Origin of the sequence: Nostoc sp. ATCC 53789, from assembly GCF_009873495.1 — a bacterium.
GTDB classification, from domain to species: Bacteria; Cyanobacteriota; Cyanobacteriia; order Cyanobacteriales; family Nostocaceae; genus Nostoc; species Nostoc muscorum_A.
On sequence record NZ_CP046703.1, the window covers coordinates 3,673,455 to 3,691,749 of the forward strand.

General features: G+C 41.9%; 12 protein-coding genes. 3 read left to right on the forward strand and 9 right to left on the reverse strand.

Features of this window, described 5'->3' with window-relative positions:
• Positions 1-22: 22 nt before the first annotated feature.
• The 7 genes from GJB62_RS15080 to GJB62_RS15105 all read right to left on the reverse strand — a co-directional run bounded on the left by GJB62_RS15080 (position 23) and on the right by GJB62_RS15105 (position 5,314).
• On the reverse strand, positions 23-484 hold the full coding sequence (locus GJB62_RS15080) for a DUF4276 family protein (RefSeq protein ID WP_245245933.1): 462 nt from the start codon (positions 482-484) through the stop codon (positions 23-25).
• Positions 485-1,213, reverse strand: a complete 729-nt coding sequence (locus GJB62_RS37035) for a transposase (RefSeq protein ID WP_209271444.1) — start codon at positions 1,211-1,213, stop codon at positions 485-487.
• Positions 1,210-1,680 carry a hypothetical protein gene (locus GJB62_RS37040; RefSeq protein WP_114081799.1) on the reverse strand — a complete coding sequence of 157 codons (471 nt, stop codon included), beginning with the start codon at positions 1,678-1,680 and terminating at the stop codon, positions 1,210-1,212. Before GJB62_RS37040 ends, GJB62_RS37035 begins: the two co-directional genes overlap by 4 nt.
• Before the next feature lie 65 nt (positions 1,681-1,745).
• Positions 1,746-2,042, reverse strand: a complete 297-nt coding sequence (locus GJB62_RS15090) for a hypothetical protein (protein ID WP_245246215.1) — start codon at positions 2,040-2,042, stop codon at positions 1,746-1,748.
• Positions 2,002-3,294: an AAA family ATPase gene (locus tag GJB62_RS15095; RefSeq protein ID WP_114086199.1), complete on the reverse strand. Its 1,293-nt coding sequence runs from the start codon at positions 3,292-3,294 to the stop codon at positions 2,002-2,004. Before GJB62_RS15095 ends, GJB62_RS15090 begins: the two co-directional genes overlap by 41 nt.
• 89 nt (positions 3,295-3,383) lie before the next feature.
• The gene (locus tag GJB62_RS15100; RefSeq protein ID WP_114086200.1) at positions 3,384-4,667 is read right to left on the reverse strand and encodes a glycosyltransferase; all 1,284 of its coding nucleotides are present in this window, start codon (positions 4,665-4,667) and stop codon (positions 3,384-3,386) included.
• A gap of 8 nt (positions 4,668-4,675) precedes the next feature.
• A complete protein-coding gene (locus tag GJB62_RS15105) occupies positions 4,676-5,314 on the reverse strand; it encodes a nuclear transport factor 2 family protein (RefSeq protein ID WP_114086201.1) in 639 nt (212 codons plus the stop codon).
• Between the two features lie 835 nt (positions 5,315-6,149).
• On the opposite strand from GJB62_RS15105, the gene GJB62_RS15110 reads away from it, so the two are divergent.
• Positions 6,150-8,339, forward strand: a complete 2,190-nt coding sequence (locus GJB62_RS15110; protein WP_114086202.1) for a galactose oxidase early set domain-containing protein — start codon at positions 6,150-6,152, stop codon at positions 8,337-8,339.
• A 130-nt stretch (positions 8,340-8,469) separates the two neighbouring features.
• A complete protein-coding gene (locus GJB62_RS15115) occupies positions 8,470-10,485 on the forward strand; it encodes a Dyp-type peroxidase domain-containing protein (RefSeq protein WP_245245935.1) in 2,016 nt (671 codons plus the stop codon).
• Positions 10,486-10,916: 431 nt separating this feature from the next.
• Here GJB62_RS15115 and glgX read toward each other — a convergent pair whose 3' ends face one another.
• Complete coding sequence (glgX, locus tag GJB62_RS15120; protein WP_114086203.1) at positions 10,917-13,046, reverse strand: glycogen debranching protein GlgX; 2,130 nt, start codon at positions 13,044-13,046, stop codon at positions 10,917-10,919.
• Between the two features lie 896 nt (positions 13,047-13,942).
• Here glgX and GJB62_RS15130 point away from each other — a divergent pair.
• Positions 13,943-15,457, forward strand: a complete 1,515-nt coding sequence (locus tag GJB62_RS15130; protein ID WP_114086205.1) for a glycosyltransferase — start codon at positions 13,943-13,945, stop codon at positions 15,455-15,457.
• Between the two features lie 89 nt (positions 15,458-15,546).
• On the opposite strand, the gene GJB62_RS15135 is transcribed toward GJB62_RS15130, so the two are convergent.
• On the reverse strand, positions 15,547-18,006 hold the full coding sequence (locus tag GJB62_RS15135) for an S-layer family protein (RefSeq protein WP_114086206.1): 2,460 nt from the start codon (positions 18,004-18,006) through the stop codon (positions 15,547-15,549).
• Positions 18,007-18,295: the final 289 nt, after the last annotated feature.

Genomic DNA, 18,295 nt, shown 5'->3' on the forward strand with positions numbered 1-18,295 from the left:
GATTCTTTTTTGCTCTTGTTTGCTACTGTCCACTTAAACGTCGAAGCTGATCTCGAAAATAGCAGAAACTTGGTGATTGATTATTGTCAATGTCCATAAGGGGAGATATCTTTTCAGCCCAAGTTGCTTTCTCTTTACCAATTGCCTGATAAGCAAATTTAGATAACTTTTGGCAACCACCAGAATATACTGCGTCAGCTAACTTCTCCCATGTGCCACAAATCTCATCGTTGGTGTATGAATTTAGAACTGCTTGTTTTGCACTCGGATAAGCTGCCTTTACTGCTGCTAAATCACCTAAGTACCATGCTTCTCCTTCCTCAATAGCAATACAAAATTGTGTCTTTGGCTTAGGATTACAATAATTTACGAGTTCAAGTAGTTCTTTGCGAAAAGCACTCAGGCATCGGTCATCAAGATCGCAAATGATTATGAGGACAGCAGGGAAATAAGATAAGGGATTTGCAAGAAAATAAGATACCAATTAAACGGGGAAAATTGTGATATGCCATTTAGGTAGAGTTTCGGAAGGTTGCCAGAAGGTTTGGTAGTGTTCTAACTCTTGTGAGAGAACCTTGATTCCTTTTTCATAGGTTGCTTCAACACGGTGAACAATGGGTGCAATCCCTTTCCAAGTCATATTGGAAGCCCACTTGATGGCAACTTCAATCGAATCCAGAATTGCGCCATTCCAATAGTTCTCTAGGGCTGCCCAACACCTCTCTATGGGATTGTACTTGCTATGGTACGGAGGATAGTAAATCAGTCGGATTCTTAAATTAATTGCTTGAGACAGTTCAACCATACGTTTGATAAACTGTGTGCGGTTACTGCGAGTTGCTGCACCACCATCAAGGTCAATCACCCATTCATCATAATCTTGGTAATCGTGTTGATTCTCATACCACCAAGCAGTTAAACAATCGACAATAAAATCACTGGTTTCAGCCGACTGACCTAAGTAAATCGTAAGCTTTTCACTGTGTGTGTTGAGAATGCCAAAAGGAACTAAGACTGCCTCCCACTGTGTATCGTGGTCATCCGCAGCTTTTGCTTCCAGTGTCCGAGCTTTACCACCTCTGGAAAGATTGCCAATCTTCACCTTGGCTTTAGTATCGATAGAGACTCGCAACGATTTGGGATTCTCATCCGATGCCTGATTTTCCTGAAACACATTGTCAAAAATGGCATCTGTTTGCGGAATCTTTTTCAAGGGCTTTGTTTTTTGTGTTTTTTTAGGCGATACCCCAAGCTATTAAGAATCTTCCCCAGAGTTTGACGAGACGGCAATTGACTGTGGTCATAACCTATTTCACTGATTAATGCTTCTCGTACCGCTCTGGCACTGATACGAGCATATAGAAAGGTCGATTGAAATTTTGGATCTGCTTGGGCTTGAGCATCTACCAAAGAACAAATATCTGCTTCTAAATTGGGCAGAATCTCAACACTATTATGTCGTCCCCTTGCATGATAGTTATCCACACAGACTATCCCTGTCCGCCGTTCATGCAAGCCAAGTTGTACACAGGAGCGATTCCATCCTAAAACTGTTTCTGCAATGCGTGCTGAACTATCGAAGTAATCTTCAGTAACTTTTGCCATGAAGTCTCTTTTACAGCTGCCAGTTAGTTTCTTGGCTGCATCTTTGAAGGTAGATTTTATGGTGTCGGTAAGCATGAACCCTGTGATTCCAATTCTAGAAATTCAGAGCAAACGCGGGCAGATCCGCGCCTCCTATTCTTCTAGAATGACTGGTATTTTATTTTCTTGCAAGCCCCTAATGTTTTACCGTACCCTTGAATAAGTCGTGGTAACTGGTCGAGCAGAATTCGTTTTTTGGGATCAGAAGTAGATGTTAGATTTTTAGGAATACGCCCTATTCCTTTGTAATGATGGATATTAAATGTATGTTGTTCGGTGTTAATAATTTTTGGGACAAGAATCTCAAGAGCAATTTTACCGGAAATATCCTCAACGAGTATCTCAAAGTGCATATACTCAACTTGCATCCAAATAGTCACTGTACCAAAGTCCGCCAAGAGGTAAACCTTCAGAAACAAGGTTATTGATCAGAGGATCTTCACTAGCTCGCTTAATTTTCGCAAATCCATCCTCGCCCTTTTCCAAGACCCAAACCTCGTCAGGTTTAAGGGCATCTACAAAATATGGCTGATGTGTTGTCACAAATATTTGTGATCCACCTTTCTGACCTGTAGCGTGTTCTCGAAATTCTCGCGCTAGGGTTTCTAAAAGTTTATGGTAAAGTCCATTTTCTGGTTCTTCAATACACAAAAATGGTGGTGGTGAGGGATCTTCTAACAAGAGGAGATAAGCAAATACCTTAAGTGTTCCATCTGACATATTTTGGGCATAAAATGGGTCTTGAAAACCCTTGTCGTTGAAACGCAGTAGTAGTCTTCCGTCTGGACTTCTTTCGGTGCTAATCTTGTTGACACCTGGAATTTTGCTAGATATTTTTTCAAGTATGGATTGAAACTTTTTAGGATGTTCTCTCTCCATAAACTGAACTACATTGCCCAGATTATCGCCATGAATATTCAGATGCTTTTGTGGCCCAGCCAGAGGCAAGCTTCGTGCAGCATCTGGAGTAAAATAGCTTAAATACCATCCTTCAATAAATCTACGAAATACAGAAATTCTTGGGTGTTGTTTGAGTGAGCCCAAAGTTGCAATTCCCAGTTTCCGCTTATCGTCAAGTTCAACTACCTCAGTTTCCTTACTTTCCTCTTTTCCTTCACCTCTCTGTATTTTTTCTATTAATTTTGACAAATCAAAATCACCTTTTTCTTCCTCAACTTGTTTGCCTTCTTGTTCACCTTTCCATGCAATTCCTCTACCTTCATTGAGAATTAGAAAAGAAAAAGGTTGTCCCTTGCTTTGTCCTTTTCTTCGTTGTCTGAGTCTTTCCCTCTTTACATAAGGTCTTCCAGAGGAGTCAATATCTATTGCCAACTCATAGGTAATTGGCCGGGCATTATGATCCTCTTTATAATAAATATCAAACTCAATACTTCCCTCTTGTCCTTGGGAACGAATTCTCTCAAAGCCCCCACGTCCACGAGAATCACACGCTTCCTCTACTCCATTTTTCAAGCAGTCTGCAAGAAATCCAAAAGTGTCGAAAATGGTGCTTTTTCCCACACCGTTTTTACCGATGACTGCTGTCATTGACGTTAATGGCTTGGCATTCTGTGTGTTCCACAACTTTCCCAAAGTGATATCGCGAAGAACTCTATAATTTCTTACCCTAAAGCCTTCTACTTTAGACATTTAAGCCCCTTTGCTCAACTAAAAGTAATCCTACAAGTTGCTCCAATTATCTGACAATTCGATAAATTTAACACTATATTTCATTTTCTTTATGCCGTTCCACCACGATGCTCAGTTTTTACCCAGCGCGATCGCTCTTTTTGCACACACATCTTTAAAGTCGTCACAATCATCACAGGAATCCAATGCACCATGTAGAATGACCCTTGAATTGTTGCCCAAAGCAAAGACCATCCTCGTAAATTTTGAAATTGGTAAAGTCCAGCAATAAAGGCAATTGTCAGAATGATGCTGAGTAGTGTTTGCAGTGGAAACAGAACTGGATGATGGCTATATAGTATTGTCCAAACTAAGTCTGGTATTAGTCCAATTGGTAGAAGAAATTGCAATAAGAAAAACAATAATAAATCTATTTCTTTCGCCCAACCTAAAGTAAGAATTTGAGGAAAATAATCCAGGTAACGCTGATAGCCACCTTCAGCCCAACGACAGCGTTGATTCCAAAGTTTTTCCCAAGTAGTTACACCTTCTTCTTGAATTGATGGAACTGTAACAAACTCAATTTCTGCACCTGCCAAATAGAGTTTGAAACAAAGATCCAAATCATCGGTGACAGTGTTCTCATTCCAACCTTGACACTTTTCTAACAATTCCCGACGAACTAACATCCCATTACCCCGCAGTTCAGACATTCCACCAATCGCAATGCGATGGGTTTGCAGAAAGCTATCACAGCACATTTCCATCTGCTGGCAACGGGTTAAGAAATTGGTATTAGCATTAGAAATCGCTTTTCGTACTTGCACTGCACCGATCGCTTGCTTCTGAAATAAAGGTACTGTTCGCTGGAGAAAATTGGCAGGTAACTGAGCATCCGCATCGCAGACTAGAATAATTTCCCCTTGGGTAAAGGGAAACACCGCATTTAAAGCCCCTGATTTACCACCTTTTGATTCCCGTCGATGAACTTGTAAAGATGGAAATTGAGTTTGTAATTCCCTCAAAACCTGGGGGGTTTCATCGGTACTACCATCATCAACAACCCAGATATCTAGGCGATCGCTGGGATAATTCAATTGGCATAAGCTGTAAACTAGATTAGCCAAGACTGGACTTTCATTTTTAGCCGGAACTAAAATCGAGACTGGCGGTAAATAAATCTCACTCTCCATCACCGCCGCTACTGGTTTTGCTAACAGCATCCGTAATGTTTGCACAGTCAGGATGGCCGTTAATCCCAGCATCAACCATTGTGTTTCTGGTAGCCAGTGCAGCAAACTCACGCCACCCCAAACAAATAAAACTATTATGGTTGCTTTGAGACGGCGATGAAAGCTAATATTTTTACTGGGCTGATAGTTGCTTCTTCCCACTTTATTTGCTATATCCTTTCGGTTCGTGGCTTAGTCTTGCGACGTAATAATAGCATCGTCACTGCTCCCAGAAGGAAACCACCTACGCCTGCTGCAATTGCTAGAATGCGTCCCAATTGTTGAGCAGCATTTAGCACCGGGTTATTCAGTAGATTTGAGGAAAAATGCAGCGATTGAATCGTCCATTTATCTTGGAGTTTTTGCAGCACTGCTGTCCATCGCAACGCCATATCAGCCGCTTTGCCATCTTTGAAATAAAAGGATGCGATCGCCTCTCCAGAGGCAACATCTATATCTGGAGTAAGAAATGTTCTAAGAGTATCTCCCTTCAGTTGCATTTTGATATCTTTGATGGAACTGGAAAACTGCTGATTCCAGTACTTTTCAAACTCAGGAACTTTGTGAAAAATCTGGTTATCAACTGTTGTGATTGTGAAATTTGGGTGCAAGTAAGGCTGTATTTTGGCAAAATCGCGGGTGTTTAGGGCTTGCAGGGCAATGTCCCGTGTGCGAATAATTGCAGTTATCTCCTGTGGGTTGACATCTGCTAAAGCGGATTGGGGTTGATTCCAAATTACTAACACTAACAAAACACTCCAAAGTAGCTGAGTGTATTTGTATATACTTGCCTGTCTCTGTTCCATCATCTAAAAACCTGTAGATTGAGTGACACTTACCGAGAATTTTTTAATGTTACTACCCACATTCAGTACTTCTTTTTGTTGGACATAAAGAAATACAAAAAGAAGTGCTGATGAAGTCAATCAGTTTTCTCCAACCCTGATTTTAGGTTAGGTATTTTCATTAATCTATAGTTGTTGAGAATCAGCCTGTGTAAAAGCCAGGTTGTTTGAGAACTTACCGTGAAAAATCAGATAGATTAACCAGTCAACTTAATTACACCTTGGCTCACTAGATATTTGCAAGTAAGTGAGGCACAAATGCAGCACTCACGCATTAGATAGATGTTTCTATCTCTAGCCTTACCCTCAAGAATTTTCCCTTGTCAATTCGCTACGAACTTATGCAAGGTCGGTTTTAAGTATTTTTACCAGTAGTATATTTATCGATAAAATATTGAGTTTATACTTAATTTTCTGGCTTTTCATCAAAAAAGCGCATCATACTTTATAAAGTAATGTGTAATTACGTATTTTTCAGTAATAATACTGATTCATTAAGCAAGTGACTAGATTTAATGTGGTTAGTTGACAGCTAAAAGCGGTGACGACCCTCTTGAATTAACAGAATTGGTATTAACTAATAAGTACTAATGCACCAATTTGTTGGTTTTGGGATTTAACCAAAACTTACCTAACTGCACTTCAAAGCCTTTTCCAACAAGAGGTTATTCTTCATGCTGTCGAGTAACCGAATCTCCAAAGTTTGTGTTGGTGGGTCAAGTACCCATTTTTTGAGATATATGGGGATAAAGAATTCTGCTGTCTTTGTTGTACCTTCAGACCACTGTTACAAGGATTTATGACTCAAGAACAATTGACAATGACGACGCGGAACAAACTCCTGAAAATCTTGGCGATCTTTGTTTTGGCAGTGGCAGTTACCTTTTATGGGGGTCGTTATGCGATCGCTGATGAACCGCCACCCAATGCCTCAATTATCTGTGCAGAAACTAGTACTTTAGAAAAGAACTTGCGAGGCAAACTGGGCAATAAACTGCTCACATACGAAGGTTGTCCGCAAGAAATGGGCGCTTGGTATATGCTACCGATGGCCAAAAACGAAAGCGATCGGATGCAAGCTGTTCACGCAGCGCTATTACCCAACAATAAAGTCCTGATTGTCAACGGCAGCAGCAACCGCAACCGTGTCACAACAGAAGGCAAGATCGAAGACGGTGTTAATACTAAAAATTATGATGTCGTCAATAATACCTCTATCTTCGATCCCTCCCTTTCCGATTCGTTAATCGAGAATGCAAAGCTAGATTTCAACATCTCTCCTTTCCAGCGCATTGACTCACCCCTAGCAGAGATAAACGGTGAAAGCAATGACCCTTTCTGTTCCGGTCATTTACAGCTGCCCAACGGAGATGTACTATTTATCGGTGGTAGTCGAGTATATTACCCAGGTGTACGCTTCGCCGGGTCAAAACAAGCCAATATTTATCACTGGCAAGAAAAAGATTGGCAAAAACAAGACCAAAATATAAAGAGGTGGGAAAACCTGGGTTTAACCAAGGATGGTCACTGGTATCCTACCCTCATTCCTCTAGCGGACGGAGCGATCGCTTCTTTCTCAGGATTCACAGCCGATCCCTCTCAGATTGTTAGCACTCTGGTAGAAATCTACGATCCTAACTTGAAGACTTGGCAATCTATCGATGTCAAGAATCTTCCCAACAATCCGTTTCTAACTCAAATGAATGACGAGAGCTTCGGCTCTGACATCATAGACCTCTATGCCCGCATACTACCCACCAAACAGAAAAACCGATTCATCATCACTGGTGATGGCGGTGGTAAAAATGAACCGAAGATTGCACACGCAAGTACCCACAGCTATTTTGTAACGTTCAATAAAGATCAGGATGGAAAGTATTCCATTAGCTTCGAGCCAGGCCCCGATAGACTAGCAATCAACAAAGTCTATGGCACTGCTGTTCTCGACCCTAGTTCTCCTAACGGGGATGTTTTGTTATTGGGTGGCATCATGGGTACCAATAACATTGGCATTGGCCCTGGAAAAGATGTTATCAAGGGAGCAAGCATCACTGCTAGCCTAGAGCGTTGGAAAGCACCACAAGACGCTAGTACTAAAGGTTCATGGGAGATCGATAATGACTTCTTGGCCAAAATCGATGAAGACATTCTGCTGAATACTGAGGATATTGTCGATGGCAAGGTGAAGAAATTTCCACTGAATTATAAGTATGTGAAACAGTCTTCAAAATTGGGTCGCTATGGCAAACGAGCTATGGAACAGGCGGTTATTCTACCCACCAAAGAAATTTTGGTGGTCAATGGAGGTAACTACGCCGAAACTCGTCCGGCTTACAACCCCACCCTGTTGATTCCCGATGCGACTAAAACCGGACACCAAGGCTTCCGTACCAAGCTGATGAACCCGGATGTTGAACCCAGACTTTATCACAATACCGCTTTGCTGTTGCCAGATGCACGGGTGTTAGTCATGGGTGGTAATAACTCTCGTGCTGCCAGATTTGATAAAGATGGAACAGTTCGTCTGGATACCAAGAACGATTTTGCCTTTGTTAATAAAGGCACTGATGGCAATAGCGGTGAAATATGGCAACATGCGATCTTTTACCCACCCTATCTCTTCGGAGAGAGCGATCGCCCAGAAATTGCGATCGCTCCTGAAAAACTCCAATACGGTGCGTCTCAAACTATCTCTGTGAGCAATGCCTCTACAGATCAACCAGGTTCTATAGTGCTTGTAAAATTGGGATCTGTCACCCACTCCTTTGACAATGGTCAACGATTGGTAGATATCCAGATCGACAAAAAACAGATTAAATACTTGAGCGCACAAGAGCAACAACTAGGTGGCTTGAAATACAACGCTAGCATTCCCTTCACCGCTCCCACCAACGACCACTTTACTCCACCTGGCTACTACATGCTGTTCTACATCAATAGTGCCGGAAAGCCTTCTCACGCCAAGATTGTGCAATTAGTAAATAGCTAATTTTCTCCTCATTAATTCTTCCAGAAGGGAGATATTTGTAGTAGCTTTTTAGACTGACTACTTATCAAATATCTCCCAGTCCGGCTCTCAACCAGACAAGTTTAGATAAATCTGAAGTCAGGAGTTATTTATGACAAGCGAAATCAAGGAAATTGACATCAATCAAATCGTCGAAATTGCTACCCCTTTTGATGATTTTGAACATGAAGCCCTATTGGATGAGATACAGGGCAACATCCTCAAGTCACACGGACGCAACCATGCTGTTTATTTGTTCTTAAAATTCGAAAACGACATTGAAGCCGCCAAGCAATGGATTGGCAGTTTTACTCACAGGTATGTCACCTCAGCCCTGGAGCAAGCCGAGCAAGGAAAGCTGTATCGCCAGAAGAAAGATGTACCAGGTAAACTATTTGCCAACTTCTTCTTGACAAGGGCTGGTTATATGCATTTAGGGTATGGCTACCAGAATCTGCCCAATGAAGACGCATTTCGGCAAGGGATGAAAGATCCTAATATGCAGAATGAACTCGGCGATGATTCTAATCAATGGGAGGATGGGTTTAAAAATAATGAAATTCATGCTCTCGTTTTACTCGCAGCTGATAAGATAGTCGGCCCCAGAACTGAAGAAGCAAAGCTTGAGGAGCGGAGGGATCAGAGTAAGCTGTGTCAGCAACCTGCTCTCTTGAAATACAAAGTAGAGGCAATAAAAGGAGAGTTGAATGCGATCGCCTCTATTGTCCACGAGCAAATAGGTTATGTCCTCAGAGATGAAAATTCTGGAGAAGAGATCGAACACTTCGGATTCCGAGATGGAGTCAGTCAACCGTTGTTTCTGAAGCGCGATGTTGACAAAGAAAAAGAACATAGCGACTTTACCAAATGGGACCCCCGCGCACCCCTAAGCTTGGTTTTATTCAAAGATCCCTTGGGTAAAAAACAGGAAAGTTACGGTAGCTTCTTGGTGTTCCGTAAACTGGAGCAGAACGTTAAAGCCTGGAATCAAGATGTTGTCAAAAACCTGGCCGAGAAGCTGAAAGGTTCAGGAGAACTAAATGCACCTTTAGCTGGAGCATACACTATGGGACGCTTCCAGAATGGAACACCAGTAGCGATCGCTCAGACACCAAGCGAGGATAAAAAGCCTGAAACTAACAACTTTAATTATCAAGATGATCCGCAAGGTTTCAAGTGTCCTTTCCATGCCCACACTCGCAAGGTCAATCCCCGTGGGGATACATTAGCCCTTGTATCAATCCCTCTAGAAGAGGAGAAGATGCATCGGATTGCCCGTCGTGCAATTAACTATGGCACTCTCCCCAGCAAAGAGCCAGAAAACGATGCTGGACTGCTGTTTATGAGCTTTCAAGCCAGTTTAATGAACCAGTTCAACTTCATGCAGAAGGCATGGGCTAAAGAAAGGAACTTTATCAAGCGAGATGTGGGAACAGATGTAGTTATTGGTGTAGAAAAGAAAGGAGACGATAACACAGCTGTCACGGAGACATACAGTTGGCCAACTAAGTGGGGCGGTGAAGAGCAGACTGAAGCTGACTTTAGCCATTGGGTAACTATGAAAGGCGGAGAATTTTTCTTTACCCCTTGTATGAGTTTCCTCAAGTCGCTTGCTCCCGAACCCAGTCGCCATATAGAATTTCGCGGAGTTCCTAAAAAAGAGATCGAAGCGGCTCAAGGCATAATCAATGAACTTCAAAATTACAAGCAGAAGAACTGGGCAATTGGTCTAAACGGAGATACCGTTGAGCCGGACGGATTTCTCACCTTCTTCAACCAGCGAAAGCTCTCATTTAAGTTTTATTTGCAAAATCGAGTTGGATTGGGTGAATACTCGGCTTACGATGATAATATCAAAACCCTAAATCGCTACATCGCAGATGTAATCGATCAAGAGAGCGATGCTTGCGAATATAAGATCGCTGAACTAGAGGAATACAAAGACCGGAAGTGGGCAATTGGTCTCAATGGAGATACCAGTGAGCCAGACGGATTTGTTAATTTCTTTGGCGAACGAGAGCTACCATTCAAGTTCTTTGTGCAAAATCAACGTGTTTCATTGGGTGATTACTCTGCCTACGATAATAATATCAATACGCTGAATAACTACATTAGTTCCCTCAAATAGTTAGTAGGTTTTAACGGAGTTTACTTTATCAAATAGAATTCAGGAGTCAGGAGTCAGAATTCAGAATGAATTCTGTATGAGTGGCGGATAGCGCAGCGTAAAGCCTTCGGCATGGCTTCGCTTAAAGCGAGTCTGCGAGCGTCTGAATAATCGGGTTTAATACCCCCACCAAATCGTAGATTTGGTGGTCAACAAGAAAGTCGTGGGACTGAATCCCCGACTGATAGCGGAGCGGTAGCGAGTATTCGAGCGTCGCGTCTTGATTCTGACTCCTGTTAGCGGTAGCGGGGCGTTTAGCCCATTCTGACTTCTGAATTCTTCTTCAATCAAATGACCGTTGTGAAGTGCGATCGCTTTCCTGATCGCACTTCACCCTATATCACTCAATTTTTTATTTTGTCATAGGCGCGATCGCTCATAAGATTTTTGTCTTACGAAGCAAGACGACGTAACACCATGAGAGAGCGGTCTGTAACTGGCACAGTTTGCTCACCCATAACCAACTTTCCTGGGCTAAGGAAGCGAGATTCATTGGTGTCAATAACTATTTCCCATTCCCTGTCTTTGAAAACATTGGGTAAAGCAAACTCAATCGTTTCGTAGTGAGCATTAAAGAATAGCAGAAAGCTCTCATCAATAATCCGTTCACCACGGCGGCCAGGAGTAACAATGCCCTCGCCATTCAAGAAAATTTCCATAGCTTTGGCATAACTAACTAGCCACTGCTTTTCAGTCATTTCGCTGCCATCGTCATTAAACCAACCAATATCACTGATCCCAAAACCGTGAATAGGACGGCCTTGAAACCACTTACGCCGCCGAAATACTGGATGCTGATGACGAAAATAAATCAGTTCGCGGGCAAAATCTAGTAGTTCGGAATTAGACTTTTGTAAACTCCAATCGCGCCAGGCAATTTCATTATCTTGGCAGTATACATTGTTGTTACCCTTCTGAGTGCAACCAATTTCATCTCCTCCTAATAGCATGGGTATGCCTTGAGACAGCATTAGAGTTGCTAAAAAGTTGCGTCGCTGACGTTGCCGTAAGCGGATTACATCTGGGTCATTGGTTTCTCCTTCTACACCGCAATTCCAAGAGCGGTTATGGCTTTCCCCATCCCGGCTATCTTCGCCGTTGTCCTGATTATGCTTTTCGTTGTAGCTGACCAAATCATTGAGTGTGAAGCCATCATGAGCAGTGATGAAATTAATACTGGCACTGGGATTACGCCCGTTTGCTTGGTAAAGATCAGGGCTGCCGGTAAAACAGTAAGCAAATTGTCCGAGGCTATCATCCTCACCACGCCAAAAATCCCGCACAGTATCACGATATCTGCCATTCCATTCAGACCAACGTAAAGGAAAATTGCCAACTTGATAACCGCCTTCTCCTAAATCCCAAGGTTCAGCAATCAGCTTTACATCTGCCAGAACTGGATCTTGATGAATAATATCAAAAAAAGCTGCGAGATTATCTACTTCATATAGTTCTCGCGCTAATGCTGAGGCTAAATCAAACCTAAAGCCATCAATATGCATTTCTGTTACCCAATAGCGCAGACTATCCATGATTAACTTCAGAACTTGGGCATGACGCACATTGAGGGAGTTGCCGCAGCCTGTGAAGTCCATGTTGTAACGGGAATTATCTTTGACCAAGCGGTAGTACACAGCATTATCGATGCCTCGTAGCGATAATGTTGGCCCTAAATGATTGCCTTCGCCAGTGTGGTTATAAACTACATCTAAAATTACTTCAATGCCAGCAGAGTGTAAGTCCTTGACCATCTGCTTAAACTCGGTCACTTGTTGTCCGACTGAGCCACTAGCACTGTAACCAGAGTAGGGGGTGAAATAATTAATAGAATCGTAGCCCCAATAGTTTTTGAGTCCTTTATTTACCAGAAATCCTGGAGAAGATAAAAAGTGATGTACAGGCATCAATTCCACAGATGTGATTCCTAGTTGTTGGAGATATTGAATTGCAACTGGATGTGCCAGCCCTGCATAAGTACCATGTAATTCTTCTGGAATTTCTGGGTGTAATTTAGTAAAACCTCTAACGTGAGTTTCATAAATAATAGTTTCGTGCCACGGTATAGAAAGTAGTTTGTCATCTCCCCAATCAAAAGACTGATCGACAACAATACACTTCGGCATAGTTTCGGCATTATCTAAATCGGAAAAAGCTAGGTCTTGTTCTGGCGCATCTAAAGAGTAGCCAAAAATAGCTGCGGTATCGCTAATTTCCCCATCAATTGCCTTGGCATAAGGATCAATTAATAGTTTATTAGGGTTAAAGCGATGACCAAGTTCTGGGGCCCAAGGGCCATGTACTCTAAATCCATAGCGTTGCCCAGGCCCTACTCCTGGTAGATAAGCGTGCCAAACAAAATTATTTTTTTCTGTTAAAGGCAAGCGATTTTCATGATTATCAGCATCAAATAAACAAAGTTCTACACCTGTTGCATTTTCCGAAAACAAAGCAAAATTCGTACCTTTTCCATCCCAACTAGCACCCAAGGGATATACATTCCCAGGCCATACAGCTACATACATAAGCAAATTACCAAGAACTAAATTTACTGTTAACAAAAAACTTGAATATGTGTTTGATAGTAATTAATACAAGTTAGTTTTCAGGCTAAACTTAATAAGTTTAAATTAACGAAAGATTACTATTTTATTGCAATTATTATCTTTAAAAAGTCTTAAAATTTGATGATAGCAAGGATCGCTTTACATTTAAAAATATAATTTTCATCGTTAATTAATAATATTGGCAACATCCTTGTTACTTTTGAATTCATAAATATGCTAATAAGTTTCTCTGCAAATCTTTTCAGCTTCATAAATTTATGAAAAATAGCAAATACCGGCATCTACCAAAATGAATAAATTTATTTATATCAGCATGTATATTTACTTAAAATATCTTTTATGAGACCATCATATAGATTTTTGCATTTACTTAATTGTTGTAATATTTGTATCTGATAGCAAGCATCATCTTGAGTGATAGAATTGCCAAATAAATATGGTTTTCCTTTAGCCAATGCGTTGTTGTGGAAGAAATAAATTTACTATTTAGTAAGTGTATTGATATATTTTGGGCAACAAAAGATGCAGATAAAAGTGAAACTACGGAATAAGAGCGAGAATACGTTGAATTTTAAAGAGAAATATCACCTTACCATTTATGCCATCCGGTATATGTGCGCGAACCGCAGTAGCGATTAACTTAAATATTAGGAAAATGCGCGAATTGGCTGGGTTTAAGCTAAAGGGAATCAATAAAAGCCCTTTGGCTTACTTTTTTAGCAATGGTATTTATGTACAGTCTCACTGCCTGCGTTTTTCAGCCTTGGGAGTTTTTAACAAGCTCACTAAGTTGTTATGCTGCCGTGTTCAGGCAAAATCTCTAGTAGAAATCAACCTGTATTAGGAAGTGGGCGATGCACATTGGATTTCTCAACCCTCAAGGCAATTTTGATTCAAACAATAGTCACATAAGCAAACACCCAGATTTTGGGGGTCAACTGATCTACGTTAAGCAAGTCGCTATAGCGATAGCCGAAAAGGGACACAAAGTAGATATTCTCACCCGTCAAATTATTGATCCGGAATGGCCAGAATTTGCCGAAGCGTTTGACACTTATCCAGGAATCGATAACGTCCGCATTATCCGCTTACCAGCTGGGCCAAAAGAATTTCTTCCCAAAGAGTTGTTATGGACTCATCTGATTAGTGATTGGGTACCCAATATCTTGAAATTTTATCAACAGCAAGGTGGCTTACCCGATGCTATGACTGCTCACTACGCCGATGGAGGGCTGTGTGGCGTTTTAATTGAAGAGGATACAGGCATACCTTTTACCTTTACTGCTCATTCTCTCGGTGCCCAAAAGATGGACAAGCTGGAAGTCACTTCAGAGAACTTGTTAGAAATAGATGAGCAATTCCATTTTAAATATCGCATCCTAGCCGAACGCTTGAGCATGAATCGCTCGGTCGTTAATATCACCAGTACACGACAAGAACGCTTTCAACAGTATTCTCATCGAGTCTATAGGAGTGCAGTGGATGTAGACAACGACAACCGCTTTGCAGTGATTCCACCGGGAGCAGATTTCTCGATTTTCGGTGCAAAGGCACGTTCCGAAAATGAGAAAGCAACTGAAGAATTCATTCAGGAGCGATTGGCACGGGACATTGCAGAAGCCCGTCGAGATTTGCCTGTCATCGTAGCATCCAGTCGATTAGAGCTTAAAAAAAACATATTAGGGCTAGTGCAAGCCTTCGCAATCAGTCCAACACTTCAGGAACGAGCTAACTTGATGTTACTTACAGGGGGACTGGACGATCCCTTACGAGAAGAGGCTAGTGACAGCATAGCTGAAGAGGTATTAGCCCCCATTCGAGAGGTGGTGAAGGAAAACGACTTGTGGGGCAAGATTAGTGCATTTGGCTTGTCAGATCAGTCTCAAGAGTCACTGGCAGCAGCCTATCGGTTTATGGTTAAACGCCGCTCGGTATTTGCGCTGACAGCACTTTACGAACCCTTTGGACTTGCTCCTTTAGAAGCAGCAGTTGCAGGTTTACCAGTGGTAGCAACCAAGAACGGTGGCCCTAGCGAAAGCTTGCGACAGGGAAATAAGGAATATGGCATACTCGTAGACCCAGAAGATCCTGCTGATATTGCACGAGGCTTAGAGCGGGTGCTATGTGATGCTCAGGAGTGGGACTATTTTGCCCAAGCTGGTCAGCAACGGGTTCTGAAGACGTACAGTTGGGAATCTACTGCTGAAAACTACCTGACTTTGCTTGAGCAGATTCTGTCTTTACCGGAAAACCGCGATCGCGCTGAACTCCTGCCCATCCATCCCTACTTTCGTAATCCAGAATCGCAGACCGATGTTTCTTTGGAAGAATTAAGCGACCTCTACTTTGGAACCAATCAAAAGGCATGAAGCCTTGATTTCTCACAAGTGAGAAATCCGGGTAAGGATCGTGGATTAAATAATGTGCAATTCTGGTTTAGTAACTTATGTAAAGTTAATTAATTTTGAGGTGTAGCCGCACAGGTTAATGCTGTTTGTACCTGATTCGGAGATTGATTGCTAATTAATTCAATTTTACCTTGGGCATTACGTCGCCAAGATGTAGCTTGAACAAGTATTTCTGGGGGTTTCTGTATTTGTGCTTTGACTGGTTGTGTTGTGTGGAATGCAGAGATGTCGCGGATGTCTGACCAAGTGCGATCGCTGCTAATTTCCTGTGTCGGATTTTGCGGTATCCCACCTCTACCTGTGGCGACAAAACTACTACCACTGCTATTTGCACATCCTGTAGCGATTTTTTGGGAAGAATCACTAACATTCACAGGTAATTCCACTAGACCAGAATTGGGGTCAAAACCAATAGTATTAACGTTAACTGTACCATTCACTCCAAATTGTGAACTGGCGGTGATATCATTTTCTGATGTTAGTTTCGGACGATATTCTAAACCAAAAATCCCCTGAGTTGTAATTTCAATATTTCCGCCTTTACCTTGGAAAGCATTGGCAATGATATCGCTGTTTTCCCAGCCGAGAATGATAGGTGAATTAATGGTAATGTTACCACCATTGCCAGCAGCACCAGCTTCAGCATTAATGAAGCTACCATTACGTATGAGCAAATAATCGCGGAGTTGGAGATTGATATTGCCTCCTTGACCAGCTTTTGTAGATGCGGAAAGACTACCATTGTTGAGATATAAGGTATTGGCATTAACGTTTAAGGTACCTGCATCACCTTGAACTTCATTTTCGACAAAAACTCTTGCCCCATCACGAATGGTTAATTTAGGAGTATTAATTGTGACACTCCCTGCATTTGCCTTGGAGGTACTATTGTTATTAATATTTGTAGAAGTTCTCAGTAGAAATAAACGGGCGATCGCCCCAATATAACTAGGATTTTCTGCGTCTTTCATGCCCCTAACATCAATTGACTCAGTGGCATTAATGGTAAGATCGCCAGCATTCCCACTACTCACACTCGAAACTGAGACTAAACCCCCATCTTGTATTGACAATTTCCGGGTATCTAAATGTAAGTCTCCTGCATCTCCTGGGCCAAAAGTATTCGCTGATAGCAAGCTGATAAAAAGCGATCCAGGAGGAGAATCCAGACTTGAGACATTCACAGTATCAGCAGTAACTTTAACATTGCCACTCTGACCGCTAGAAAAGCTCCTAGTACCAACATTAGCACCGCCCAAAATTGAAAGGCTATCAGTAGAAATCGATAAATCTCCACCTTGCTTAGTTCCAAAAGCAGCAGCAACAAGCACACCAAATATCGGAACAGTAGATGGATCTTTCGGATCGACCCCACCCACAGACACTGCATTGGCATTGATTGTGATGTTACCACCACGGGCCGAATTATAGCTACGATCCATAACAATTGCCCCACGATCAATGGTCAATGTTGGAGTTGTAATCACAATATTTCCTGCGGTTCCTGATAGTAGAGCTTCATTGACTATGCCACTGGAACTGCGAAAATCTGAGGATTTACCAACTACTTGTAGCGATTCTGTAGCATTAACAGTAATATCACCTGCTTTACTGTTGCCTAAATTTTGTACTACCAGCAAAGAACCATCCTGAAGATCGATCTGTTTACCCTGAAGTTGAATCGAACCGGGGCTGGTTCCGCGTACAGATGCAACAGCACCTTGACTCATTTGGATATTACCAAAGCTAGAGCCAATACTTGGATAGCTAAACGTTAATGCTTGCGGCGTGAGATGGATATTTGCACTGCCTTGGGTAATGCTGCCAAGTTCAATTCGTCCTCCTGGTGCAGAAAGAAAGCTACTATCGAGAACGAGATCACCACCTATCAAAGCTAGTGTTTTTTCAGGTAAAACCTGCAAGCCATTTGTACTAGTTAATCCAGAAACAGAAGTTGTGGGGTTCAATCTACTATTATTTCCCACTCCTTGCACGGAAATAGTTCCCGGATTGCCCCCAAGTTGTAACCCTACAGGTACACTCATAGTTAACAATGGGGATTTAGTTATGTTGGTGCTAAACTCGTTGCCATCAGCAAATTGGATGCTATTAGCGGTTGTGCCGACAAAAGAACCACCAACGTTTAAGCTAGCATTTGCACCAAATATAATCCCCGCCGGGTTCAGTAAGAAAAGGTTAACACCGCTATTAGTGTTGATGGAACCATTAATATAAGAAATACTATTACCAGTGATGCGACTAAAAATATTTTGAATGTTGGAATTATGACTGAAAGTTGCAGAACCACCTGTAGGAATAGAGAATTGGCTAAAGCTGTGAAATAAATTATTGCTAACAACAGTACCGCCAGTAATGTTGTAACTATTACTGCCAGACACAGTGGTGTTGAGAGTACCATCAGGCGTGATCTGCGCTTGAACATTGCTGTTACCAATAGCAGATATGTAGATTGCACCAATTAAGCTTAAGTTAGCAAAAGTTATTTTCATCAGCCAAATTTGTAATTATTTATCTTGTGTCTAGTTTTCCCAAAATGAATTGAGCAATTTGGGTAGCTGTGTAATATTATGGTGAGTTTTTTTCAGTTTTGATTAATAGCAGCACAAATTAATAATGGTGGTAAATAATTTCTTGGTTGAGGCAGGTAGGGGGAGCAGGGGGAGATGTAGGCAGAGGAGTGTGGGGAGTGTGGGGAGTGTGCGGGGTCAGATTTCTTCCCCATCCTCCCACACCTCCCACACTCCTTGATTTCTCACAAGTGAGAAATCAAGGTCTTAC

Excerpts from the sequence above, each read along its gene's own strand:
- GJB62_RS37040 (WP_114081799.1), bottom strand. The coding sequence starts at position 1,680 with ATGCTTACCGACACCATAAAATCTACCTTCAAAGATGCAGCCAAGAAA.
- GJB62_RS15095 (WP_114086199.1), bottom strand. The coding sequence starts at position 3,294 with ATGTCTAAAGTAGAAGGCTTTAGGGTAAGAAATTATAGAGTTCTTCGC.
- GJB62_RS15105 (WP_114086201.1), bottom strand. The coding sequence starts at position 5,314 with ATGATGGAACAGAGACAGGCAAGTATATACAAATACACTCAGCTACTT.
- GJB62_RS15110 (WP_114086202.1), top strand. The coding sequence starts at position 6,150 with ATGACTCAAGAACAATTGACAATGACGACGCGGAACAAACTCCTGAAA.
- GJB62_RS15115 (WP_245245935.1), top strand. The coding sequence starts at position 8,470 with ATGACAAGCGAAATCAAGGAAATTGACATCAATCAAATCGTCGAAATT.
- glgX (WP_114086203.1), bottom strand. The coding sequence starts at position 13,046 with ATGTATGTAGCTGTATGGCCTGGGAATGTATATCCCTTGGGTGCTAGT.
- GJB62_RS15130 (WP_114086205.1), top strand. The coding sequence starts at position 13,943 with ATGCACATTGGATTTCTCAACCCTCAAGGCAATTTTGATTCAAACAAT.
- GJB62_RS15135 (WP_114086206.1), bottom strand. The coding sequence starts at position 18,006 with ATGAAAATAACTTTTGCTAACTTAAGCTTAATTGGTGCAATCTACATA.